Source organism: Limosilactobacillus reuteri subsp. simiae, from assembly GCF_020784875.1.
GTDB lineage: Bacteria > Bacillota > Bacilli > Lactobacillales > Lactobacillaceae > Limosilactobacillus > Limosilactobacillus reuteri_H.
Genome location: NZ_JAJGUI010000109.1, coordinates 1 through 25200 on the forward strand (window position 1 = coordinate 1; position 25200 = coordinate 25200).

The 25200-nt window shown below is 38.6% G+C and carries 18 protein-coding genes; 12 read left to right on the forward strand and 6 right to left on the reverse strand.

From position 1 onward, the window contains the following. Positions 1 to 210 precede the first annotated feature (210 nt). From hflX to LMC10_RS07155, 3 genes are all read right to left on the reverse strand, one after another. Positions 211 to 1488, reverse strand: coding sequence for a GTPase HflX (gene hflX, locus LMC10_RS07145; protein ID WP_229269321.1), 1278 nt, complete (start codon positions 1486 to 1488; stop codon positions 211 to 213). A 29-nt stretch (positions 1489 to 1517) separates the two neighbouring features. Next, the gene (locus tag LMC10_RS07150; RefSeq protein ID WP_229269322.1) at positions 1518 to 2171 is read right to left on the reverse strand and encodes a histidine phosphatase family protein; all 654 of its coding nucleotides are present in this window, start codon (positions 2169 to 2171) and stop codon (positions 1518 to 1520) included. Between the two features lie 72 nt (positions 2172 to 2243). Then, positions 2244 to 2894: a DedA family protein gene (locus LMC10_RS07155; protein ID WP_229269323.1), complete on the reverse strand. Its 651-nt coding sequence runs from the start codon at positions 2892 to 2894 to the stop codon at positions 2244 to 2246. 219 nt (positions 2895 to 3113) lie between these two features. Between LMC10_RS07155 and helD the strand changes: the two genes are divergently transcribed. The 3 genes from helD (at position 3114) to LMC10_RS07170 (ending at position 8311) form a co-directional block, all read left to right on the forward strand. After that, the gene (helD, locus tag LMC10_RS07160; protein WP_267866684.1) at positions 3114 to 5420 is read left to right on the forward strand and encodes an RNA polymerase recycling motor HelD; all 2307 of its coding nucleotides are present in this window, start codon (positions 3114 to 3116) and stop codon (positions 5418 to 5420) included. Between the two features lie 93 nt (positions 5421 to 5513). Beyond that, on the forward strand, positions 5514 to 6857 hold the full coding sequence (locus tag LMC10_RS07165; RefSeq protein WP_229269325.1) for an FAD-dependent oxidoreductase: 1344 nt from the start codon (positions 5514 to 5516) through the stop codon (positions 6855 to 6857). Between the two features lie 95 nt (positions 6858 to 6952). Then, entirely contained in the window at positions 6953 to 8311 is a 1359-nt protein-coding gene (locus LMC10_RS07170; protein ID WP_229269326.1) for an FAD-dependent oxidoreductase, read from the forward strand. Between the two features lie 40 nt (positions 8312 to 8351). Here the strand turns inward: LMC10_RS07170 and LMC10_RS07175 are convergent, their stop codons facing one another. Then, positions 8352 to 9221, reverse strand: a complete 870-nt coding sequence (locus LMC10_RS07175; protein ID WP_229269327.1) for a DMT family transporter — start codon at positions 9219 to 9221, stop codon at positions 8352 to 8354. Between the two features lie 210 nt (positions 9222 to 9431). Here LMC10_RS07175 and LMC10_RS07180 point away from each other — a divergent pair, with 210 nt between their 5' ends. Next, positions 9432 to 11528, forward strand: a complete 2097-nt coding sequence (locus tag LMC10_RS07180) for an LTA synthase family protein (protein ID WP_229269328.1) — start codon at positions 9432 to 9434, stop codon at positions 11526 to 11528. Between the two features lie 190 nt (positions 11529 to 11718). Next, entirely contained in the window at positions 11719 to 12642 is a 924-nt protein-coding gene (gene coaA, locus LMC10_RS07185) for a type I pantothenate kinase (RefSeq protein ID WP_229269329.1), read from the forward strand. Here coaA and LMC10_RS07190 read toward each other — a convergent pair. Further along, positions 12639 to 13829, reverse strand: coding sequence for an ATP-binding protein (locus LMC10_RS07190; protein ID WP_229269330.1), 1191 nt, complete (start codon positions 13827 to 13829; stop codon positions 12639 to 12641). The two genes, coaA and LMC10_RS07190, sit on opposite strands and share 4 nt — an antisense overlap. Positions 13830 to 14343: 514 nt before the next feature. Here LMC10_RS07190 and guaA point away from each other — a divergent pair. Both guaA and LMC10_RS07200 read left to right on the forward strand, forming a co-directional pair. Next, positions 14344 to 15897, forward strand: a complete 1554-nt coding sequence (gene guaA / locus LMC10_RS07195) for a glutamine-hydrolyzing GMP synthase (protein ID WP_229269331.1) — start codon at positions 14344 to 14346, stop codon at positions 15895 to 15897. 531 nt (positions 15898 to 16428) lie between these two features. Then, a complete protein-coding gene (locus tag LMC10_RS07200; protein WP_229269332.1) occupies positions 16429 to 16662 on the forward strand; it encodes a nuclear transport factor 2 family protein in 234 nt (77 codons plus the stop codon). 160 nt (positions 16663 to 16822) lie between these two features. Here LMC10_RS07200 and LMC10_RS07205 read toward each other — a convergent pair whose 3' ends face one another. Then, positions 16823 to 18310 carry a nicotinate phosphoribosyltransferase gene (locus LMC10_RS07205; RefSeq protein ID WP_229269333.1) on the reverse strand — a complete coding sequence of 496 codons (1488 nt, stop codon included), beginning with the start codon at positions 18308 to 18310 and terminating at the stop codon, positions 16823 to 16825. Positions 18311 to 18373: 63 nt separating this feature from the next. On the opposite strand from LMC10_RS07205, the gene LMC10_RS07210 reads away from it, so the two are divergent. The 5 genes from LMC10_RS07210 to LMC10_RS07230 all read left to right on the forward strand — a co-directional run bounded on the left by LMC10_RS07210 (position 18374) and on the right by LMC10_RS07230 (position 25081). Then, entirely contained in the window at positions 18374 to 18811 is a 438-nt protein-coding gene (locus LMC10_RS07210) for an Rrf2 family transcriptional regulator (protein ID WP_229269334.1), read from the forward strand. A 402-nt stretch (positions 18812 to 19213) separates the two neighbouring features. Continuing rightward, positions 19214 to 20074 (forward strand): SIR2 family NAD-dependent protein deacylase, encoded by an 861-nt coding sequence (locus LMC10_RS07215; protein WP_229269335.1) that lies wholly within the window; start codon positions 19214 to 19216, stop codon positions 20072 to 20074. Next, positions 20067 to 21389, forward strand: coding sequence for an SIR2 family NAD-dependent protein deacylase (locus LMC10_RS07220; protein WP_229269336.1), 1323 nt, complete (start codon positions 20067 to 20069; stop codon positions 21387 to 21389). The genes LMC10_RS07215 and LMC10_RS07220 overlap by 8 nt, the downstream gene beginning before the upstream one ends. Positions 21390 to 22525: 1136 nt before the next feature. Beyond that, positions 22526 to 23398, forward strand: a complete 873-nt coding sequence (locus LMC10_RS07225) for a TrmH family RNA methyltransferase (protein WP_229269337.1) — start codon at positions 22526 to 22528, stop codon at positions 23396 to 23398. Between the two features lie 588 nt (positions 23399 to 23986). Then, positions 23987 to 25081, forward strand: coding sequence for a DUF8462 domain-containing protein (locus tag LMC10_RS07230; protein ID WP_228342030.1), 1095 nt, complete (start codon positions 23987 to 23989; stop codon positions 25079 to 25081). Positions 25082 to 25200 lie beyond the last annotated feature (119 nt).

Here is a 25200-nt window from a genome sequence, read left to right on the forward strand (position 1 = left end):
GGTTTTGCCAATCAAAAATTTTTCTTTTTAAGAATCGATTGTATTTTTTCGTAAAAAAATACCCCCTACATTTTCGTAGGAAGTATTTTTAGTCAACCATACCAGTTGACAGATATCCACATTTTCGTAGGAAGTATTTTTAGTCAACCATACCAGTTGACAGATATCCCGAAAACGAAGTCACAAGTGACTTCTGTCTCGCTCCCTTTATTAGTTTTTCTCATATTTTCCAAACCGTTGATAATCTTGAACTGACATTTCTACCGTTAATAATGTCCCATCACTTTCATAAGTAGTATCTAAAATATTAGTGTGTTCATTAAGGTAAGAAACAACGTGACCATCAGTAAATGGAATTAGAAGAGTAGTGGTGACATAGTCCTTAAATAGGTGTTTCTTAATAACATCAACAAGAAGATCTAATGAAGCATCTTGTTTAGCTGAAATTACAACTTGATCGTCACCTTCAAGAATAGGGAATTCAATCTCAGTTTTATCTGCTTTATTAAATACGTTGATCATTGGAATATCAGTAATCCCAATTTGTTTTAAGGTTTCATTAGTTGTTTCCATCATTTCCTTGTAATGTGGATCAGAATAATCAATAACTTGGATTAGTAAGTCAGCATTAGCGGCTTCTGCAAGTGTTGATTTAAATGATTCAACAAGGTGAGTAGGTAATTTACTAACGAACCCAACCGTATCACTTAGTAGGAACCGTTTTTGATCTGGAAGTGTTAGTTGCCGCACACTTGTATCAAGAGTAGCGAACAACATATTCTTTTCAAAAACGGTTTTTTCTTCAGCAGCTCCATATCTTCTTACAAGGCCATTCATAATCGTGGATTTACCAGCATTGGTATAGCCGACGAGTGCTGCTGTTGGAATAGCACTTTTTACTCGTTGCTTGCGCTTGGTTTGTTCGGATTTATCAATGTCTGCCAATTCTTGACGAAGGTGGGAAATTTGATGTTGGATAGTTCGCCGATCCATTTCAAGTTTGGTTTCCCCGGCACCCCGGTTAGTAAAGCCGCTTCCTCCACCAGTTTGCTGATCTAACCGCTCACTTGCACTAGTTTGCAATCGTGGTAAACGATATTGCAGTTCAGCGATCTGTACTTGGAGTTTGGCTTCTTTAGATTGCGCACGAGTTGCAAAAATCTCTAAAATAAGAGCAGTTCGATCTAGAATACGACATCCAGTTCCTTCTTCAAGATTACGTAATTGGCTTGGTGATAATTCATCATTAGTAATAATAGTAGGAACGTTATTAGCATCAGCCACGTCACGAATTTCTTCGACTTTGCCTTTTCCAAAGTAGGTAGCAGGATTAGGACGATCGATGACTTGATCAATCCGATCGATAACTTCCATGTGATTTGCTTGTGCTAATTCAGCCAGTTCGACCATTGAGTAGTCAAAGTCTTCTTGACCGGTATTTAAGCCAGTAATAATTACTGGTTCTGCAGTTTGTATATTAGTCTCCATTGAAGAATAGTGTTCCCCCTTTATGGATATTATTCTGGTAATTCAAGTTTGTTGTAAAAATCAACACTAGTATTATTCTTGTCTAAAGTTAGTTTAGTAATGCTTCCGTTACGTGGTGAGTCACCTGGATCGTAAGCGTCAGAATAGCGTTGGACGATAGAGCGAATAGTGGCTCCATGTGAAACTACTAGTACTTCTGATCCGTCTGGCAATGCTCGTAAGCGATCAAAACCTTTATCCACTCGCTTCCAGAAAGCAACATGGTCTTCAGCAGTACCATAATTGTCCGCTGCTGCAATTTTATCTTTTAATTTATCTGGTCCCCAACCGGCAACCATTTCTGCAAAACTGTGATAACCATCTGGGCCGCCAAGAAAGTCAGCGAAATGTTGACCATCTTCTCCTTCAAAGTAGCCAAAGAATTCTTCACGAAATGCTGGCTCTGGAATTGGCTTTGGATTATTACCAGGGTGTTCAGCAAGTAAGAAACGGGTAGTTGAAACTGTTCGTGCGAGGTCGCTGCAAAATACATAATCAAATTGAATAGGAGCGAGCGCCCGTCCTACTCGTTTGGCGTCTTCTTCACCCTTTGGCGTTAGCGGACCATCAGCCCAACCTTGCATCCGATTGTAGAGATTAAGATAGGTTTGTCCGTGGCGTACAAAATAAACGTTGATTGCCATAGTTACAGCACTCCTTTAAGCGAAATAAAATACTTATTATATTTTAACATGATTTTGCCGAAGAAAAAGCAATTATAGCATTCGGTTTCGCTTAATAATTCGTTGACGAATCGCTTTGATAAGTGCTAACAGGCCAACTCCTAACAGTGAACACACAACAAATGCTAAGATGATAAGTGAGAAGTGCTGACGAACAAACGGAATTGTTCCAAAGTAATATCCACATCCAGCACCAATCGCTACCCATAAAGTAACGCCGATAATATTACCAACTGTGAAGCGATGGAACGGAAACTGCATTGTTCCAGCGATTAAGGGGACAAAGGTACGAATGAGTGGTACAAATCGCCCTAATGCAACAGCTTTGATCCCATGCTGCGTTAAAAATTTTTGTGCTTTCTCAAAACGGGGACCGGCCATTCTTTTTTTGAGCCATTGCCAATGAGAAAGGGAATGGCCAATATAATAATTAACTGTATCACCAATTAGCGCCGCAAAAAAGAAGACGGGGATGACAATTTCCATTTTTAAGATTGGGTTAAAAGCAATGAAAGAACAAGTTAAAAAGACGAGTGACTCACCAGGAAGCCAAGGAAAAATCACTAATCCGGTTTCCATAAAAATTAGGATAAAAAGGAGAACATAGCTCCAAGCGCCCATCCACTCAAACATGGGAATAATTGTTTCCGCAATATGAGTTAGAAGATAAAAAATATGGCTCATTGTTGTTTTCCTCCTCTTGTACCATGGTTTTAATATATTGTAGCGTTATTATTAGTTATTTTGATGATCTTAGAATTAAAATTAAGCGACATTTAATAATTGAAAAAATAGAAGGCGGAAAGTTAACAGACTAATTAGCGAAAATGATATAATAATTGGATGATTTTAAGATAAATTATTAAGTAAGTCGACCTGAAAATGAAAGGTAGGGAGTATGGAATGTCTACAAAAACTGAAAAAGAACTAGAACAAAAGTACCTTGATAATGTGATTGATAAAGTAAAACAGGCCGAACAAAAAGCAGAAGAAAAGATTAAAACGGCTCAACATGATATTAAGGGCATCAATAAGCAAATTGATGATATCCACTTAAATACCACTACTTATTCAGGCATGATGGATACGGCCATGTCTTTTCGTGCTCAACAGCAGATGTTAGATGAACGTCAAAATAGTTGGCAACATGCAGCAGATCGGCTAGCAACTTTGCAACGACTTGAAAAGAAACCTTACTTTGCTCGCATTGATTTTCGTGAAAAAGGTGCCAATGAATCCGAAAAGGTATATATCGGGCTTGCATCCTTTACCGATAAGCCAGATCACTTTCTTGTTTATGACTGGCGAGCACCGATTTCGTCTGTTTACTATGAAGGAAAGCTCGGGAAAGTTAAGTACCAGACTCCGGTAGGTGAACAAGAGGTTGATCTTACTCTTAAGCGCCAATTCCAAATTAAAGATGGCGTGATTGTAACCATCTTTGATACCGACGAACAAGTAGGCGACCAGATGCTTCTTGATGCTCTTGGTAACCATTCAAGTACCAAGATGAAGAGCATTGTAACGACGATCCAACGGAAACAAAATGAAATTATTCGTGATACGAAAAATGAATTGTTGTTTGTTCAGGGGGCCGCTGGATCAGGTAAGACAGCGGCAGTTCTCCAACGGGTTGCCTGGCTCCTTTACCGTTACCGGGGTAATTTGACGTCTTCACAAGTTGTTCTTTTTTCACCTAACCAACTATTTAATGACTACATTGACCAAGTCCTGCCAGAATTAGGTGAGCATAATATGGTCCAGATGACTTACTTCCAGTTTGCTAATCGTCGGGTACCAAAGCTTCATGTTCAGAACTTAGAACAACGGTTTGAAAGTCACCAAGATGAAACGGCTAAGAATGCACAACAACTATTAACTAGCTTACAATATTTCAAAGCAACAGAGCGTTATGCTAACCATCTTGGTCATGCTAATATGCGATTCCGCAACCTTATGTTTAATGGTAAAGTCTTTTTGAGCAAAGAGAAGATTAAGGAGATTTACTACTCATTTAACAATAACTATAACCTGGGAAATAGGTTGGATGGAACGAAAGAAGCTCTTATTAAATACCTTAATCACCGTGTTGGATCTGAAATGCGCAACAAATGGGTAGAGGATGAAATTCAAAGCTTGAGTAAAGAAGAAATCGACAACCTATTTAATAACCAGCCACGTGAATTTGAGGATGAAGATAAAGAATACAAGTTCCTTGCGCGTCAAATCGTTATGCGGGCGTTTATGCCAATAAAAAAAGCCATCGATCATAATCAGTGGCTTAACATCAATGGACAATTTTTACACCTTCTCCGGGTAACTCCAAAACTTGTTAATATTGCTGAATACGGTATTTCTGCAGAGCAATGGAAAGATTACGTTGATGGGGTAAAAGAAGATCTAAAGAAGGGAAATATCAGTGCAAACGGAATTACCATTTACCTGTACCTGTATGATTTAATTACTGGAAAGCATGGTCAACGTGATATCCGCTACGTTTTCGTTGATGAAGTCCAAGATTATGATGCTTATCAGTTAGCTTACCTTAAGTATCGTTTTCCCCGTGCTAAATTCACATTGTTAGGAGACCTTAACCAGGCAATCTTCACTCATGAGAATAGCCGGTCACTATTAAAACAGTTAGGAACGATGTTTGATCCAGAAAAGACAAAGGTTGTCCAATTAACAAAGTCTTACCGTTCCACGAAACAAATTACCGACTTTACTAAACATATTTTAATTGATGGTGAAGCGATTGAAGCCTTTGAACGTGAAGGTAATAAGCCACAAGTTATTCAAGCTAAGGATGAGCAAGAAGGGGTAGCAGCAGTTATTGATATCCTTAATAAGTATCAAAATGATCATGATGCCGTCGCAATTATTGGTAAAGATCTCAAAGATAGTGAAGAGCTGTATCAAAAGTTAAATGCTAACAACATTAAAACCACCCTTATTCGGACAGAAAATCAACGGTTAGTAAAGGGCCCGATTGTTGTGCCGTCATATCTAGCAAAAGGGTTGGAATTTGATGCGGTTATTGTCTGGAATGCGAATGATCAGCAATACCATGGTAACGATGAGCGACAATTGCTCTATACAATTTGTTCCCGAGCAATGCATGAGTTAAGTTTAGTATCAATTGGCAGTACAACTAGTTTGCTAGACCAAGTGCCGACAGATGAATATGAAAAAGTTAATGTTGACAAATAAATGGCAAGAGTAATATTGCACTTTATCATATTAGATTTATAATTTAATTGTGTATAAAAAAGTGAAGAATAAGTTCGATGAGGAGTAGTTCATATGAGGGTTATTATTATCGGTTGTACCTTTGCGGGGATGACAGCCGCGTCGCAAATTTTAAGAAGTCATCCGGAGACAGAGGTTACAATTTATGATCGCAATGCTGTCGTTCCCTCAATAGTATATGACATCAATGATTATGATGATCAAGATGCGGAACAGCCTCGTTTACGAACCGAATTAAGCCCGGATCAATTATCACTTAAGGGTGCGGATATAAAGATGGGTTCCCTTGTAATGAAGGTCGATCCGGCACAAAAAACGATTAAAGTTATGGGGATGTTGGATGATGCTACTTCAGAAGAGCATTACGATAAGCTAATTATTGCTACCGACTCAAGAAGTGAAGCACCTGCTTTAAAGGGAATTGACAGCAGCAATGTAACCTTAATCAAGGACCAACAAGATGCTAAAGCTGCTCTTTTATTATCTGCCATTGACCAGCAAATTGCTGTGATTGGTAATGATCCTCTTAGCTTGGGACTAGTCGATGCATATCGGCAAAAAGGGAAAGAAGTGACTCTTTTTACAAATGGTGAGCCAATTTTGCACCACAATTTTGAAGAAGAGTATTCTAGACGAGCCCTTGATATTTTAACGGCAGATAATATTAAAGTTGTTACTGATGAACATGTTACCGAATTAGATGATAATGGGATTGGCATCACGGTTGCTACTGATAAGGGCTCGTACAGTGTTAGTCGGGCAATTGTTGCTGCGGGTCAAAAGCCAGATACCTCTATTTTTGAGGGTGTAGTAGAGATGGATGAAAATGGAGTAATTGCTGTTAATGAATTTATCCAAACATCTGATCCGGATATATATGCAATTGGGGGATCAACGACGATTCATTATAATCCAACTGGTAAGGACATTTATAAACCGCAGCCGACTGAAGGCGTTCGTCAAGCAGCAATTGTTGCCCATAATATCCATGGAGAGCAGATGAAAGATTCGGGAACGCAACTTAGTATGAGTCTAAACCTTGATGGAACATATATGGCTTCTTTAGGATTAACCTTTGAAAGAGCTAAGGCAGCTGGTTTTGATGCTGATGTAGTAACAATTGAGGATAATTATCGTCCGGAATTTATGCCAACTACCACGCCAGTTCTGATGTCATTGGTTTGGGATAAGGATACCCAACGGATCTTGGGAGCACAGATGATGAGTAAGCACGATATTTCAGAAACTTTAAGTCTGATTTCGTTATGTATTCAGAACCAAAATACAATTGAGTTTCTCGGAATGTATGATACGATGTTCCAGCCAAACTTTGATCGCCCCTTTAATTACGTTAATATTTTGGGACAAGCAGCAATGGCTAAAGCAGGGACTGAATAATCTGTTAAAATAATAGGTAGGCAATTAGTCGATTGATTATGGGAGTAAAAAAGCTTACCCTTATAAATAGTAAGCAAATAAAATGAGGTGTAGATATGAAAGTAGTTATTGTTGGCTGTACGCACGCGGGCACGATAGCAGCAACCCAGATTTTAAATGCACATCCGGACACTGAGGTAGTAATTTATGAACGGAATGATAGTGTTTCCTTCCTTTCTTGTGGAATTGCCGTTTATTTGAGTGGTGAAATTGGGGATCCAGACGCGATGTTCTACTCTAGTCCTAAGCAACTAGAAGAAATGGGTGCCACTGTTAAAGTTAAACATAATGTCTTGAGCGTTGATCCTGATACAAAGACACTTGAAGTCGAAAATCAGGAAACCGGTGAATTGACTGCAGATTATTATGACAAATTGATTGTTACTACTGGATCATGGCCAGTTATTCCACCAGTTTCTGGACTGGAAAATAAGAATTTATACTTGTGTAAAACTTATTACCATGCCAAGAAACTTTTCAATGTCGCCAAGGACTCGAAAAAGATTGTTGTTGTTGGTGGGGGATATATCGGTGTTGAACTAGTAGAAGCATACCTTCGTCAGGGCCGCGAAGTAACACTAATCGATAGCTCAGATCAAATGTTGCTTAAGTATTTTGATAAGCAGTACTCTGACCGAATTGGCCGTATTTTCAAAGACCACAACGCGCATCTTGAATTGCAACAACGGGTTACTGGGTTTGAAGATGATGGTAATGGCGGTGTTAAAGTTCTTACCAATAAAGGGAAAGTTTACGATGCGGACATGGCTGTTCTTTGTGTTGGATTCCGACCAAACAGTGACTTGGTTCGTGGAAAAATTGACCTTCACCCTGATGGAACAATTAAGACCAATGAATACATGCAAACATCTAACCCTGATATCTATGCCGGTGGGGATGTAACTTCCGTCCACTTTAACCCTACCAATACTGACCGTTACGTTCCATTAGCTACCAATGCTGTTCGTCAAGGAACGATTGCCGGTGTTAATGTTTTTGGCAATACCATGAAGTATATGGGAACACAGTCAACAACAGGTCTCCACTTGTTTGGCAATACAATGGTATGTACTGGTTTAACATTACGGCGAGCAAAAGAAATGGGAATTGATGCCGATTCAGTTACAATCGAGGATAATTACCGTCCAGAATTTATGCCAACTACTACGCCAGTCTTTATGACATTGGTATGGGAAAAAGGGACGCGACGGATTCTTGGAGCACAATTTATGAGTAAACATGATGTTTCTCAATCTGCGAACCTTGTATCTGTATGTATTCAAAATCGTAATTCAATTGATTTTCTTGCTTATGTTGATACATTGTTCCAGCCAAACTTTGATCGACCATTTAACTATGTCAACTTGCTAGCTCAAGCAGCGGTTGCCAAGGAAGATAAGAAAGTAAGTAAATAAAAATAACGAGGATGAAAAAACTTTTTCATCCTCGTTATTTTTAATGCTGTTTTCTTAAAAATGGTACATCTTGGAAATTAACTTGCATAATTGCATTGGCTAAAAGTAAGATCAAACCACCCCAAATAAGTTGTGGTGTAAGGGGATCATAGCCCATGATAACTGACATGGTGCTGGCAAAAAATGATTCTAACATCAATAATAATCCAGCAGATGTAGCATCAGTATATTGTTGAGCTGTAATTTGCATTCCTTGGGCTAAGAAGGTTACGACGATCGCTAAAATAGCCAAGGGAATCAAGGCTTGAACCCAATGAATTTGTGTAAGGTTGGTACGTTCAAATAATCCAGTCGTAATCCAGCCGAACGTGCCTTGACATAGGCCGATCATGAAAATTACCACCCAGGGACTGGAAACTTTCGGCGCGTATTTCCCAAAGAAGATTAATTGTAAGGCCCAAAAAATAGCAGAAACAACAGTTAGAAAGTCACCAAAATTTAATTGAAGACCGGTATTAGCAACATTAGTGATGACAGCCATTCCGATAATAGCGAGAGCGACCGCAAAATATGTCTTCCGTTGTGGACGCTCATGCCAAAACAACCACAAGATCAAGGGAGCAATTGCAACATATAAGGTTGTCAAGAAGGCATTTTTAGCCGGAGTAGTATAACGGAGGGCATCAGTCTGCAAAAAATAACCTAGGAAATTAATTGTTCCCATAAGGAGTCCTAGCTTAAAATCCAGCCAAGTCATTTGGTTGATCTGTTTATGGAAGATAAGATAACCGGCAATTACACACATTGTTCCCCGGCAAGCATTGATAACTCCAGAATGCATCCCTGCTTGAATCGTTAGTTTGGCAAATACATAGCTGCTTCCCCATAGAATAGCAACCAGTAATAACATTAAATTCGCTTTTTTCTTTGAAATGGTGCTCAGTCCCTTCTGTTAATTAACGACACTCAATCATAACATTTAAGATCTATTTTCAAAAGGTTAACTACGACAGAAAAGTGACGGAATTTTTAACTTTTTGGAAAAATAAAATTGTACGGTTGCGGTTAGCTAGTTAGTGTATTATTGTTAATAATGATATTTTTTTATGGAGGAACGACTATGAAAACAGCGTTGCAGAAGCTCCGCCGTGTCTTGAATACCAAGCTCGGTTTTTTTCTGCTTGTTGTACTTTTATTTTGTTTAAAGAGCTATTGGGCTTATCAAAATGAATTTAATTTAGGTGTAAAAGGAAGCATGCAACAATTCCTTTTAGCATTTAATACGATTCCAAGTGCCCTTGTATTTTTGGGAATTGCATTATATTTCCGTGGACGCTTGTCCTATTGGATGATGTTGATAATTAATGCGGCATTGTCGACATGGCTTTTTGCAAATATTTTGTACTATCGAGAATTTTCAGATTTCATTACCTTTAACGTAATAAAGGGATCTGGAGCGGCTTCAAATAATCTTGGTAAAAGTTTAATGGGGATATTACGTCCCGAAGACTTTTTGGTTTACCTGGATGTTGTAATTTTAGCACTCATCTTACTTTTCCACTTTGTCCGTGTTGATATGCGGCGCTTTAAGGTTAGATATGCGATGACGATTACTGCCCTTGGCTTTGTGCTATTTGGAGTTAACTTAGGAATGGCGGAAAGTGATCGTTCACAATTACTTACGCGAACTTTTGATAATAACTATATTGTTAAGTATCTAGGGCTCGAAGCATATACAGTTTATGATGGGGTTAAGACAACTAATAACAGTGTAGTAAAAGCGCGTGCTAATCGCGACGAATTAAAGCCAGTTTTGCATTTCATTCATAGTAATTATGCTGCGCCAAACGTTGAATATTACGGTAAGGCTAAAGGAAAGAATATTTTTATTATTCACCTTGAAAGTCTCCAGCAATTCATGATCGACTATAAGCAAGATGGTCAAGAAGTTATGCCAAACCTAAATAAGTTGTACCATGCTAATGATACTTTGGCATTTGATAACTTCTTCCACCAAGTTGGTCAAGGAAAGACGGCGGATGCTGAAACAATGCTCGAAAACTCGCTATTTGGTCTTCCAGAAGGATCAGCAATGGTTACTGATGGGACGACTAACACCTTCCAATCTGCACCTGCGCTTCTTCATCAAAAGCTAGGTTATACGACGGCCTCATTCCACGGGGATGTTCCTAGTTTCTGGAACCGTGATAATGCTTATAAGTCTTTTGGTTACCAATACTTCTTTAGTAAAGAGTATTACCCAAAGACCAAGGATTATGATGCTGGATATGGGATGAAGGATAAGATCTTCATGAAAGAATCAGCCCACTATATCGAGCAGCTTCCACAACCATTCTATGCAAAGCTCATCACAGTTACTAACCACTATCCATATATTCTTGATAAGAAGAATAAGGATATCGAAGCGTGGAAGACTGGTGATGACACGGTCGACCCTTATATTCAAACTGCACGATACTTAGATGAATCACTTGGCGAATTTCTTGATTACCTTGATAAGAGCGGGTTACGGCAAAATAGTGTGTTAGTCCTTTATGGTGACCACTATGGAATCTCTAACAACCACCAACCAGCCATTGCGCAAATCTTAGGTAAGAAGAAAGTAACTAATTATGATCTAGCAATGTTCCAAAAAGTACCATTTATGATTAATATGCCTGGCCTAAAAGGTGGCATTAACCATACGTATGGTGGTGAAATTGATGTTTTACCTACTCTTGAGGATTTGTTAGGAATTAGCTCTAAGAATTATATTCAATTCGGTCAAGACTTGCTTTCACCAGAAAATAAGCAGATTGTACCGTTTAGAAATGGTGATTGGGTAACGCCAAAATACACTAAGTATAATGGCGACTACTATTACACTAAGAATGGTAAGCAAATTACTCACCAAACCGCGGCACAACGTAAAGAGATTGGCAAGATTCAAAAATACGTTACAACTGATCTTGGATTATCAGATAAAGTCGTGAATGGTGACTTGCTTCGGTTCTACAAACTTCCAGGATTTAAGAAAGTTGATAAAAAACAATATACTTATAACCTTAAGAAGAGTTTGAAGAATTTACAGAAGCAGCAAAAGAAACAGAAGACAAGTTTGAAGTCGGAAAATAATAACCAGAGTACTTTCGATGATTACACAACCGATGCACCTGAGTTAAAGGATTATCCGAAATTAAACTTCCCTAAACCATAATAAAATAAAAATGGAGGCCAGTAATAGTACTAGTCTCCATTTTTATTTCAAATAGTTGCGTTGCGCTAATTATCTGGTAAAATGTTTAGGTGTTCACAAGCTAGATTGAGCTTTAATTATGTTTATAATATGTTACTATTAAACGTGAGTAACCGTTTTCATTAACGGGTGAAATAAAGGATTTTGCATAATGGATGAATGGATGAACTATGAACAATTTGATCGGCAAACATGGCACGGCTTTTTCCCAACTGATTCAGTGCGGTTAACCCAAGGAAACTTGGATGAAATTAAATCGTTGAATGACCGAATTTCAATTGAGGATGTGCAGGATGTATATTTGCCGCTAATAAAATTAATTCAACTGCGCTACCAGAAATTTTTGGAATGGCAGATGCAAAAGGCAAACTTTTTACAGCGTTCCACGATGCGCATTCCATATATTATTGGGATTGCGGGTTCGGTTGCAGTTGGGAAGAGCACCATTGCTCGGTTGATTAGTATTTTACTAAATAAGATGTTGCCGGATAAGCGGGTAGAACTAATGACAACGGATGGGTTCTTATATCCTAATGCAGAATTAAAACGGCGGGGGATCATGGATCGGAAAGGTTTTCCCGAATCATATGATATGGAAAGACTTCTAAAGTTTCTCAATGATGTCAAAGCAGGGGAACCGGTTGTTAAAGCACCTACATACTCGCATCAAGTTTATGATGTTCAGCTGGATAAACCCTTGGTAATTGATCGTCCGGATATATTAATTGTAGAAGGAATTAACACGTTGCAATTGCCAAGTAACCAGCAGCTCTATGTCAGTGATTACTTCGATTGGTCATTGTACGTTGACGCAGATCCGGACTTGATTGAGCATTGGTATCTTCAACGATTTGGGATGTTGTTGGATACAGCCTTTACTGACCCGTCAAACTATTACTATCCTTATTCAAAGGGTGACCGCCAAGAAGCATTTAAAATGGCAAAAGATGTTTGGCAACGTGTCGACCTTCCTAATTTACGGGAGTTTATCCTGCCAACTAAGAGTCGTGCTGACGTAATTTTACATAAAACTGCGGGGCATGTTGTGGATAAACTTTACTTGCGACGCGGTTAATCGGTTAGCCAACTATATAAGTCAATAATTTCAATATCAGGATCTAAACCAGCGTAATTGAGCGCTGGTTTTACTGTAATTAAGAGTTTTTTATATTTTGCGGAAAGTTGGCGTAGTCCGCTGATTGCCCGACGATAGGCGCCATCATCAGCAAGCGAATAAGCAATTTGAATACAGGTAAAGATATTATTTTTAATTGCGACAAAGGTAATTTCATTATCTTTGATGCGGCCGCTATATACTTGGTAGCCTTGGCTCAATAAGTCAATAAAGACGATATTTTCAAGAATCCGTTGAGAAAGAACATTCTTTTTCAGTGTGAGCGCCTGACGAATACTGGGATCGACTGGATAATAACGAATGTTGGTACTTTTAACGTGGTGACGAGAAAAATCATATTCTTTGCACGGGTAAAAAATAAAGGACGTCTGTAAGAACTGTAAATAGAAATCGACCGTCTTATTAGAAGTAGTGATGTGGTGACGTTTAAGACTATCAACAATCTGAGAGATGTTTTGCGTGGTTCCAGCATGATGAGCTAAGTGATGGGCGAGTTGCTTAGTCAAGCCTGGGTTACAAAGGGTCGCTTGTTGGGCGAAATCGGTAATGATAATCGTATTGATGATCCCATTCACATAATTGCGGAGGTTAATCGGACCGTGAATTTCGTGAGTATAGGGAAAACCGCCCTCGTTTAAATATTGATACAACGTTTGGGAATCAGCTTCTTGTTGGTTCCTTTTTATGTATTCACGGAAGCTGCAAGGAAAAACGGGGATGATAGTATAAGGAACCATTTGTTGAAGATTTTCTTTTTCCAGAATAGTTTTGTTGGAACTTGTAATATAGATATCAGTATTGGAGAGTGAATTTAGGGCATTGACAACGCGGGCAAACTGGGGAACCACTTCGACTTCATCAAGAAAGATATAATTCATCTGATGTTTACTAAGCCGATCAAGGATAAATTGTAAGAGATATTCTGGATTGCATAATTCATTTTCTAGGAGATATTCAAAGTTGATCACTTGGATTTGACTTGAGGAAATTTCTTGACGCCGGAGAGTTGCCCGGAACTGATCAAGAATGGTCGTTTTACCACACCGACGAACGCCAACGAGAATCTTAATTGTTGGTTGGTCCATGTTGTTTATTAGTTGGTTAAGATATTTTGTCCGAATAAACATATTACACCTCAAGTAAAAAATAACTAACTAAATTTTATCAAATGCAGAAAGCGCATTCAAATCAACCGAATTTGGAATGGATTACAAATCCTGCACTAGAAAAATTAGTTAAATCTCTTAGTAAAAGTAAAAAAATAAATCTTTTTAATCCTAATGTATCAATGTTTGAAACGGTTGCACGTGATATTTATGGCTCATTTTTATTGACAATTACTGCTAGACCACTTAAGAAAGATACAGATTAAATGAGATGAGGAGGCTGTCGAAATGATAAAAACTGATAAAGATACTACAACACTTGAGGCACAAGCGGTTGATGAAGAATTACGTCTATTAAATATTGATTTAGAACACTAATTAAATATCCTCAATAAAATTCCATCTAACGAAAAGGCGTGAGAAAATTTGGCTCCCGTCTTTTTTGTTATGGAATATTAAATAATTATTGACCATGCCATGTTCAGCCTGTAAACTAGCCTTTAAGAATAAAAATTTGAACAAAGGAAGTGTCATTGTGGCAAACATCAATTTAGATGCGTTTGATAAGATCATTGTCTTGGATTTTGGTAGCCAATACAATCAATTGATTACTCGTCGGCTTCGTGATTTCGGTATTTATTCCGAATTGCTTTCTCACAAGTTGACTGCAGACGAGATCAAAGAGATTAATCCTAAGGGGATCATCTTCTCTGGTGGCCCTAACAGTGTTTATGATCCAAACGCATTCAAGGTCGATCCAGAAATCTTTAAGCTTGGGATCCCGATCTTAGGTATTTGTTATGGAATGCAATTAATGTCATACGACCTTGGCGGAAAGGTTGAAAAAGCTGATAACTCCGAATATGGACGAGCAGATATTGAAGTACTTGATGACGAGGCTGTATTATTCAAAGGTTTGCCAAAGAAGCAATATGTATGGATGAGCCACGGTGATTTAGTAACGCAAGCCCCAGCTGGTTTTGAAGTTACTGCTACTAGTAAGAACTGTCCAATCGCATCGATTGCTGATAATGACCGTAAATTCTATGGTGTTCAATTCCACCCTGAAGTTCGTAATTCCGAATATGGATTAGACATTTTACGCCGCTTTGCTTTTGATGTTTGTGGCGCTAAAGCAAACTGGACGATGGATGACTTCATCGATATGCAGATTGATGAAATCCGCAAAGAAGTCGGTGACAAGAAAGTTATCTTAGGTCTTTCTGGTGGGGTTGATTCCAGTGTTACCGCCGTTTTGATCCACAAGGCAATCGGTGATCAACTTACTTGTATCTTTGTTGACCACGGATTGTTACGTAAGAACGAAGCTGACCAAGTAATGGATGCATTGAGCCGCGACCTTGGTGTTAACATCATTAAAGTTGACGCAGCAGATCGCTTCTTAGGCAAGCTTGAAGGTGTTACCGATCCCGAACAAAAGCGGAAGATTATCGGTAAGGAATTTATCGAAGTCTTTAACGAAGAGGCCAAGAAGATTAAAGACGCTGATTACTTAGCTCAAGGGACGCTTTATACTGACGTAATTGAATCTGGAACAGACACCGCACAGACGATTAAGTCTCACCATAATGTTGGTGGTTTGCCAAAGAAGCTCGGTTTCAAGTTAATTGAACCATTACGCAAGCTCTTTAAGGATGAAACCCGTGAACTCGGTGAAAAACTTGGAATTCCACATGAATTGGTATGGCGTCAACCATTCCCAGGTCCAGGTCTTGGAATTCGTGTTATTGGCGAAATTACTCCTGAAAAGCTTGAGATTGTTCGTGAAAGTGATGCAATCCTTCGTGAAGAAATCAAAAAAGCTGGTCTTGATGAAGAAATTTGGCAATACTTTACTGTCCTACCAGGTATTCGTTCAGTTGGTGTTATGGGTGATGGCCGGACATATGACTATGCAGTTGCTATCCGGGCCGTTACTTCAATTGATGGGATGACAGCTGATTTCGCTAAGATTCCATGGGACGTCCTTCAAAAGATCTCAGTACGAATCGTAAATGAAGTCGACCACGTTAACCGCATTCTTTATGATGTCACAAGTAAGCCACCTTCGACGATCGAATACGAATAATTCGACTATTGCGCTAGGAGAAGGAATCCCAATATAACGGCATTTGTCGGAACTATGCTAATTCAAAAATAAGCAAAAATCGGGTTGTTCCCTACCAAAAACCCTACCAAAAATTATTAAGGGTATTGTCTCAGTGTTATGGAAAAGGTACTACGTATTTTGATTTTACGTAGTACCTTTTTCTTTTAATCTTTTTCCATGCTATAAGTAATTATATCGGCAGTCTATCGTATTACCCGCAGTGTAGAATTTTTTATAATACCCCAAATCTAAATTTAGATAATTTAATTAGTGAAGCTCAAGCCTAAATGCGTGGTGGAGTCGATAAATACCTTAGTAAATAAGCTTATTGCTGCAGTTTGAAAAAAAGCAGTTCGAAATGGAAACTTCATCTTCGGGCTGCTTTTGAATTTTAAACCACACTTTGCAACAAACTGTGGCATAAAACACTACTAGCAAAAAAGCGACCATTTTTTATCTCTTCAGAGCTACCATAATATGGTTAATGAATTTAATTGAGGAGGAAGAAACGTGGTACAAACAAGTAATGAACAAGCAGTGGCAAAAGTTGTGAGAAAGCAAGTTTCGGAGATGATCGATGGTGATATTAAAGGATTACGACAAATTATTCTTCCCAAAGCAGAATTAGTTCATATAACCGGAACTGTTCAGACTCGCAATGAATGGTTGACTAGCGGGGTTCAGGCGAGATCTCTATGCCCAATTATTAGTGGGCGCACTCAACAATATATCTGGAAACAGTGAAAGAAAGTCAAAAAGGACTAACTGCTTTTCTTAAAAACAGAAAACTGAAACAACTTGAACTTATGAATATATCGAAGATGTTTCAGTAAATTCAAAAGTGATTAAATTGTTACCGTATATGGAACTACACGTACAGTAGTGTGAAAAGCTAATGATTGAATTAATTATCTCTTGTTAAATTTTTATTATTAAATGAGTCCACGTAATGGTGAACTTCAGTTAAAATCTTTTGCTTGTTATCATAGCATTGTGGCGAAAGATCAACTGGGTAGATTTCAGGATTGAGGTTTCGTGTGTATTCGTTCCAGAAGTCATCCAGTGATTTTTGGCGTCGTTGTCGAATTTCCTCCAGACTAGGTTCATCATATACGAATTTTCCGTCTTGCCAAATTGTCTTAAGCATTGGGCGAGCAATAAAGTCCCAGACGTTTTTCCGTTGGAGCGGGTAGTTAGGATTAAACATCTTCAGAACCGGTTCCTTTTGTGGTTCTTCGTGATCAAGGGCAACGTAATCACCCTCATTCTTGCAGTCGATCCGGTCATTGATCCGCCAGACCTGCTTCTTGCCGGGTGTTGAAATTTTCCCGATATTGTTAGAAACCTTAATCGTATTGACGAGCTTTCCTTGTTCATCCGCGAAGGCGACTAACTTGTAGACTGCCCCGAGTGTTGGTTGGTCGTAGGCGGTAATTAACTTAGTACCAACTCCCCAAACATCAATCTGGGCACCTTGCATCTTAAGGTTCTGGATTGTTTGTTCATCAAGACCGTTAGATGCAATGATTTTCGTTTTGGTAAAGCCAGCATCATCCAACATTTTCCGGACCTTTTTAGAAAGGTAGGCCATGTCACCACTATCGATCCGGACAGCTTGGAAGTTAATCTGATCACCCATTTCCTTGGCGACCTTAATAGCATTCGGCACTCCGCTTTTAAGAGTATCAAACGTATCAACGAGAAAGGTGCAATCACGATGGGTTTGGGCATAGGCCTTGAAGGCTTTATAATCACTCCGGTAGGCTTGTACCAGAGCGTGAGCGTGGGTACCAGAAATTGGGATTCCAAAGAGCTTTCCGGCACGGACGTTACTGGTTGAATCAAAACCTCCAATATAAGCCGCTCGGGTTCCCCAAAGTGCGGCATCAAATTCTTGGGCACGACGAGAACCAAATTCCATTACAGGTTGGTTGCCAACAACGGTTTTAATTCGTGATGCTTTAGTAGCAACAGTGATTTGGTAGTTCAGAATGTTAAGGATAGCAGTTTCGATTAATTGCCCCTCAATTAATGGGGCATCAATTTGGAGGAGGGGTTCATTATTAAAGACGAGTTCTCCCTCTTCAAAGCTCCGCATCGTTCCTGTAAATTTGAAATTACGCAGGTATTCTAAAAAATCATCAGCGAACTGTCCAGTAGTTTTAAGGTAATCAATATCACTCGTAGAAAAGTGTAAGTTATTTAAGTAATGAATAATGTGATCGAGACCAGCATAGATAGCATACCCATTGTTAAAGGGCATTTTCCGGAAAAAGGCCTCAAAGATTGCACGTTTCTTGCCAATCCCTTGTTTCCAATAAGTTTGCATCATGCTTAATTCATACGCATCGGTATGAAGGGCCAAGTTATCATCGGGGTAATTGTACTTCATTGTGATCCACGTCCTTTCGGTAAATAGGTTTCTTGGTATAATTAAGAAAGTTGGAGGAAGAGCATGAGAAAATCAATTCGTTTAAGTAATGCGGTCCACATGATGGTGCTAATTGCCCTTAACCCCACTGCTGATTTATCGAGTAAGCGGCTAGCCGAGAGTATCAATACTAACCCGTCGTTTATTCGCCAGATCATGAGTCAGCTACGTAAAGCAGGGTTATTAAGTAGTGTTACCGGACACGCGGAACCGCGATTAACAAGAAAACCAGAAGAAATCAGCCTTTATGATATTTACAAGGCTGTTGACAATCGAAAGTTATTAAATGTTGATACTGAAACTAATCCAGAGTGTGGCTTAGGACAGAATATCCAGTTAGCGATCGCGGACTACTATGACCAAATTCAAAGAGATGTTGAGCAAGAGATGCGTATAATCAAGTTAGCGGATATTTTAGCTCGTTATCATCAACGGTTGAACCAATGGTCACAAAAGGATTAGGATGGCTGTATCAAACAAAATAACAGCTATATTTTAAGTTACGAGATCGAACTTTTCAAATTATTTACATTTTAGGAGAAGAGTGTAAAAGTAGAGTCATTTACGATTTTGCTTCCCACTGTCCTCCTTTTTTCTTTAACAGCAGATTATTTTACTTCAAAGCAAATTGTTTTACTTCAAAAAAGTAACTAACTATAATGAATTCAATGGTTGTTAAAATATAAATAACAGCAAAAACTAAAATTAGTAGTTAATTCAAATGACAGATCATGAATTCTGGCTAATTATGGACATATTTCCAAAGTTGTATTCCAAATTTATACTTTTTATTTATGCTATTCCCATAATTTGACTACACAGTGTAATGAATTAACTAAACTGGAACGAAATGAGGTAAAAAAGATGACAAAAGTTGAAGAATTAGTTCAGCACGTTAAAGATACGGATGCGATTGTTGTTGGTGCTGGATCAGGGATGTCCAATGCTGCCGGGATGGATTTTTGGTACGAGGCTAGTCCGCTCTTTATGAAGCATATGAAATACTTCTATGATAAGTATCACTTTCAAGGCCTATTTAACGGTTTTTATAACCATTTTGACTCTGAAGAAGAGCACTGGGCATTTTTGTTAAAGGATTTGAAAATGGTTTATACGATTCCGCCACAAAAGCCAACCTATGAATATTTAAAAACGATTCTTGGCCAAAAACCAATGCACATTATTACCACTAATCAGGATGGGTTATTCAAGAAGTTTTTCTCGGCAGAGCAAGTTAGTGAAATTCAGGGAGCAATGGCGTATTTTCAAAGCAGTAATCCGGATACTGATAAACATCTTTATGATTCAAAGAAGATTGTAGATGAATTATTGCCAAAGATTAAAGATCATCGGCTATCGGCCGATCTTATTCCGAAGAGTAAGGTCGATGGTGCACCGCTTGAGCTCTGGGTACGAGGACCTAAATTCTTGGAAGACAAACGGTATAACGATGAACACCAAAAGTTTAACCACTTCTTGGGTCAACATCGGGGAGAAAAGATCCTATTCCTTGAAATGGGGGTTGGTCGGATGACGCCAATGTTCATTCAGGAACCGTTCTGGGAAATGACGAATTACATGCCAAAGTCTTTCTATATCAATATTAATCCTAAAGATGCTTTGACCAGCCCAGTAATTAAGGACCGCTCACTACTGGTTGATGAAGACATTAATGAAGTTTTAAAGGATGCTGCTGCATTGATTGAAGGAGGACAAAATGACTAATTCAGGAATTAAAACCGCACAAAAATGGTTAAAAGATGCGGATGCAATTTTAGTAACTGCCAGTAATGGTTTTTCCATTTCGGAAGGGTTAAACTTATTTGAGAATAATGAAAAGCTCAAGACGGTTCTTGGAGACCTGGTTGATAAGTACCATTTTCCTAACCTCTTGAGCGCAATGGGTTACCACTATCCGGATAAATTAGACCAGTGGCGGGCTTACGCGCGAGTAAACGAATACTACGTTTATAATTACCATCCTGGTGAGTTGATGGCCGATTTAAAGAAAATCCTCGGCAATAAGCCATCATTTGTGTGGACTTCCAACGTTGATCACCACTTTAAAATTGCCGGATTTGATAACTTACTCGAAATCGAGGGAAGTTGGACAAGCGGTGTTTGCTCTGCTCATCCCCAAGAACATCCTGTTGTGTCATTAACAGAAACTCTCCATCAAATTTACGAAAAGGATCAGGCGGGAACCCTTACTGAAGATGACCTACCAACCTGTGAAGAATGCGGTGCCCCAATCGCGATGAATGTTCCAGGACCAACTTTCCGAATGGACCAGGAACAAGTTCAGGGTTTTGAACGGTTTATTGAACAATACCAGGATAAGAATATTGTGGTCCTTGAATTAGGAATTGGTCCACGAAACCAGCTAATTAAGGCACCAAGTATGCAACTGGTTGCTGGTAATTCTCACGCCCACTATATTACTATTAATAAGGGCGAATTATTAATTCCTGACGTTATCGGTGAGCGCTCAATCGGTTTCTCATCAACGATTATTGAAGCTTTCGAGGCTCTTTTAACCGGAAAGGGCGAACTGGAAGCTCAAGGACCAGCAAAGGCCGCCCCAAAGTTGACCCCAGCCCAACAAGCAGAGCAGGAGAAAATGTTAAAACAGTTCTACCCTTCCTACATGGTTGACCGGGGAATTCACCCAGGAGAGTTAATGATGTACATGACAGTTGACAAGGATCACCCTTCCCACCTGCACATGATCCAGGATGGGCAGTCCCTAATGTATGTAATTGGTGATGCTTCAATCGTTCATTGCTTTACCCAGGATGGTCAATATTATTCAGTCCGGTTAGGGCTAGATAAAACGAAGAAGGAAATCCATGGCTTCTACGTTAATGCAGGAACATTTATTGCCATTGAAGACGCCAATGATAGTGGTGCTGGCTTCTCACAAATTAGTGCAGGGATTTCTGCCAATGGTAGTGGTGAATTACTTGTTCCACGAATTGATCAATTAACCAAGCTTTTTCCAAAACAAAAAGAATTAATTAAGCGGTTATCAATAAAATAAAAATGAAGGCCTCTACGACTGTTAGAAAAAATAACAGTCGTAGAGGCCTTCGCTTGTTCTTCGCTTCTTTGTATTGAGTGTAATTTTTGTTAGAAACGAACAGTGGAAGAGTAATTTAAAATATTCTGAGACAATTAAAATTCAAAATAAATCCAGGCAAAAGTAAAGCTAGTTGCCTCTACGCTTAAATTCGCTAGGTGTGAACTGGGATGGCGATTATGCCCAATTACTAATGAACAGACATGACATACATCTGGAAAAAGCGAGAGAAAATCAAAAAGGACTAACTTATTCTCTTAAAAATAGAAAAACAGTTAGTTAATAATCGCTGGTTTGCTTATGAGATGTCATGGCGTAATTAAATATATTCCTGTATGATTAGAGTATCAAGCTCCTTAATACTTGAATATGAGTAAAATAACAATGTTACGTAATGGTATGACGGTACTTTAACAGTTTTAGGCACCATTTATCTTTATTATTGGTGCCTTAGCAATGATTGTCTCTCTTTTGATTCAACGTGATTTCATTACTCATCGGTAAACGAAGCTTGTTTAATTAAAGAGGGATCAAACTTATTTTGAGTACTTATCATAGATATAAATATATCTATCACCTGTCTCGATGATTGCTAAGGGAAGGGGTTGTGACATATAAGCCAGACTCCTTTCATAAAAGACAAATATTCGCAGTACAACAATGACCTTTAACGCTCAGTAAATCGGCCGTTGGCGGTCTAGTGTGGGGCTCGGAGGCTAGTTTCGCGTCGAAACACGAAGTCATGAGTGATTTCTGCGTTGCTCTTTTTGGTGTCTCTACCTCCCATCAATAATGTCGCTATTGGTTTCGGGTCAACGAATTAAATTTGCTTAGTTTATAAGCTCCTGAACATATAAAGCAACGGTACTATCCCTTACAGGATTGGCAAGAAGAGGGATTAAAGAAGCAATCATATATTGATACGGATAACTTACTTAACTTACTAAATGATGCTGTAACTACAAATTATGTAGGAAAACTAACAGCGAAAGATAAAATTGAGCTGGCTAGATTTATTAGAAATAGCTGGCATGAAAAAAGATCGAAAATAAGAGTATACTAAACTAATTCAGTTTTAAAGATAAGGTAAATTCAACATGCATAATTTAATTTTTCTTACAGACCTCGCAGGATCAGATTTAGATCCATACATGCGACTAAATGAAGCACAACTCTTTCATGCCCTCGAACCTAATCCGGGTTTATTTATTGCGGAAAGTCCCAAAGTAATTGAACGAGCTTTACGAGCAGGTTATCGGCCAGCGTCTCTTTTAATGGAAGAAAGGGAACTAGAGCGCGATTTGGCTGATTTGGATCATGAGATGGCGATTAACCAAACTAGGGGATTAGAACAAACGCCAATTTATGTAGTTAATAGTAAATTACTTCGGCAGTTGGCTGGTGGTGGTTATAATCTTTTACGCGGAGCATTAGCGGCTATGCACCGAGTCGAACGGCCAAGTTTAGATAACTTTTTGGCTACTATGCCCAGTGACCATCCGCGTATCGCAATCCTGGAAAGCGTTGTTAACCCCACCAACATTGGGGCTATTTTTCGCTCGGCCGCGGCTCTTGGAATTGATGGGGTAATTGTAACGAGTGACTCAGCTGATCCCCTTTATCGCCGAGCATCACGAGTAGCTATGGGAACCGTTTTCCAAGTACCATGGACCTATGTTGATGCTAAAGTTTGGCGGTCGGAAGGAATTGATCTTCTTCATCGAGCTGGCTACAAAACAGCAGCGATGGCTCTCCGTCATAACACGGTTGATATTGATGATCCTCAATTAGCTGAGGTAGATAGACTAGCAATTATCCTTGGGTCAGAGGGGCCGGGATTAAGAGAAAATACAATTACACAGAGTGATTTTACAATTAAGATCCCGATGGCTACGGGTGTTGATTCCTTAAATGTGGCGGCTGCCTCGGCCCTCGCTTTTTGGGAATTGGGTAATCGAAAAGTTAAATAATTGCCCCAACTTGAGTAGCAATTTAGTGTCGAAGTGAAGTGTAGGGTAAGGGAAAAGTACAAGAACAAAGTAGCTTCTGGAGCATGGAGTAATTTAACGGAGAGAATGCCAAGTGAGTTCGCAACTAATCAATATTCTCCAATCTAGATAACTATAATTGTAATTTTAACTAATAATGTTTTACGAACATCAATCTTTTCTCCTTTATCAGAAATATTTGCTAAAATTGTTGCGGATTGAAGTGAGTGGGAATTAACCTTCTCGACAAGGCGGTGGGCTAAGGATAGAACGGTGATTAGCACGGCACGGGCTGATTATCGTTCGGACTTAGCCTCGAGCCTTGTGGTTAATTTCCACGATATCTTAAACAATGTTCGTATAAATAAAGAGGCTGTTGAAAAAACGAAGTTTTTTCCCAGCCTCAGGATATTTCTGCTTGCAAAAATAATAAATTATTTCGTCCTTTAATGAGATTAATCATTGAGGGACGTTTTATTTTGGACACTAGCATTGGCAAAAAGTTCTAAAAAGTTCTAAAATAAAAATAAAGTTCTAAAAAGTTCTAAAATAAAAAGGAGGAGATTAAATATGGCCAAAAATCCGTTTAATCCAACCTTTGGAGATGTTCCTAAGATTTATTTAGACACTGATGAACGTGCTGCTAAATTAGTTACCACAATTAAGGAGAGTGATTTTGCACGATCTTTTTTCATAACTGGCGTTCGTGGATCAGGAAAAACATCATTTATGACTCAAGTAGAGCATGAATTAAATAAGGACAAAAATTGCTTTTGTATCGATTTAGTTAATGATGAGAGTTTATTAAACAGTTTTATTGATCAGTTAGGAAAGATCAGTAAAACAAAATTACAACAGCTAGTAGAGGAATTAGGACTAAAATCTATTAATTTCAAAGATTTAAGTTTTAATTTCAATAAAGTGCAAGATGGGAATAAAACCGCTGAAGTCGCCAAAAAAATGATGGAGAATGTTCAAAAAAATAACCATTATGTATTGGTAGTAATTGATGAAGTAGATAATAGTCAACCTATTCGTAGTTTTGCGCAAATATTTAATGAATTAAAACGGCATGGTTTTCCTATTTTTGTTCTTATGACAGGACTTCCGGACCTAATTATGGATGTTCAAAATGAAAATAAGCTTACTTTTCTCCTTCGATCAGAAAAGGAGGTTATGACCCCTCTGCAAAATAGTAATATGGCCTTAGCGTATGAGAGAGTATTCCATTGTAATATGGCGTTAGCACAAAAAATGACTCAAATGGTAAAGGGATATTCATATGGTTTTCAACTTTTAGGATATTTAGCATTTGGAGAAATGGAAAAAGAAAATGGCCAATTTTCATTAGAAAAGCTATCAAGCGTTACGGATATATACAAAATGCGATTGTTCGATAATGCGTATAATAAGATTTTTTCTGATTTATCTGAAATGGATCAAAAATATTTGATAGCAGTTCTGGGGAATAAAAGATTAAAAGAAGTGGCTCAACAACTGGACGTTACTCCTTCATATGCATCCCAATATCGTAGGAGAGCAATTGCACGGCATCTTGTACGACCAGGATCATATGGGCATGTTCAGTATATTTTGCCATTTTTTAACGAATTTATTCGGGCAACGCAAGATCCCGACTCAATTTACTTTTATGGTCTTGAGTAAAGGTTATATAAAATGAAGTTGCTTTAATGAGCAATTAGTTTTATTAGCTTACTTGCAGGTGTGTCAGCCAAGGTAATTAGAACATTAACTGAATAAAATCGCTTAACTCACAAACCATT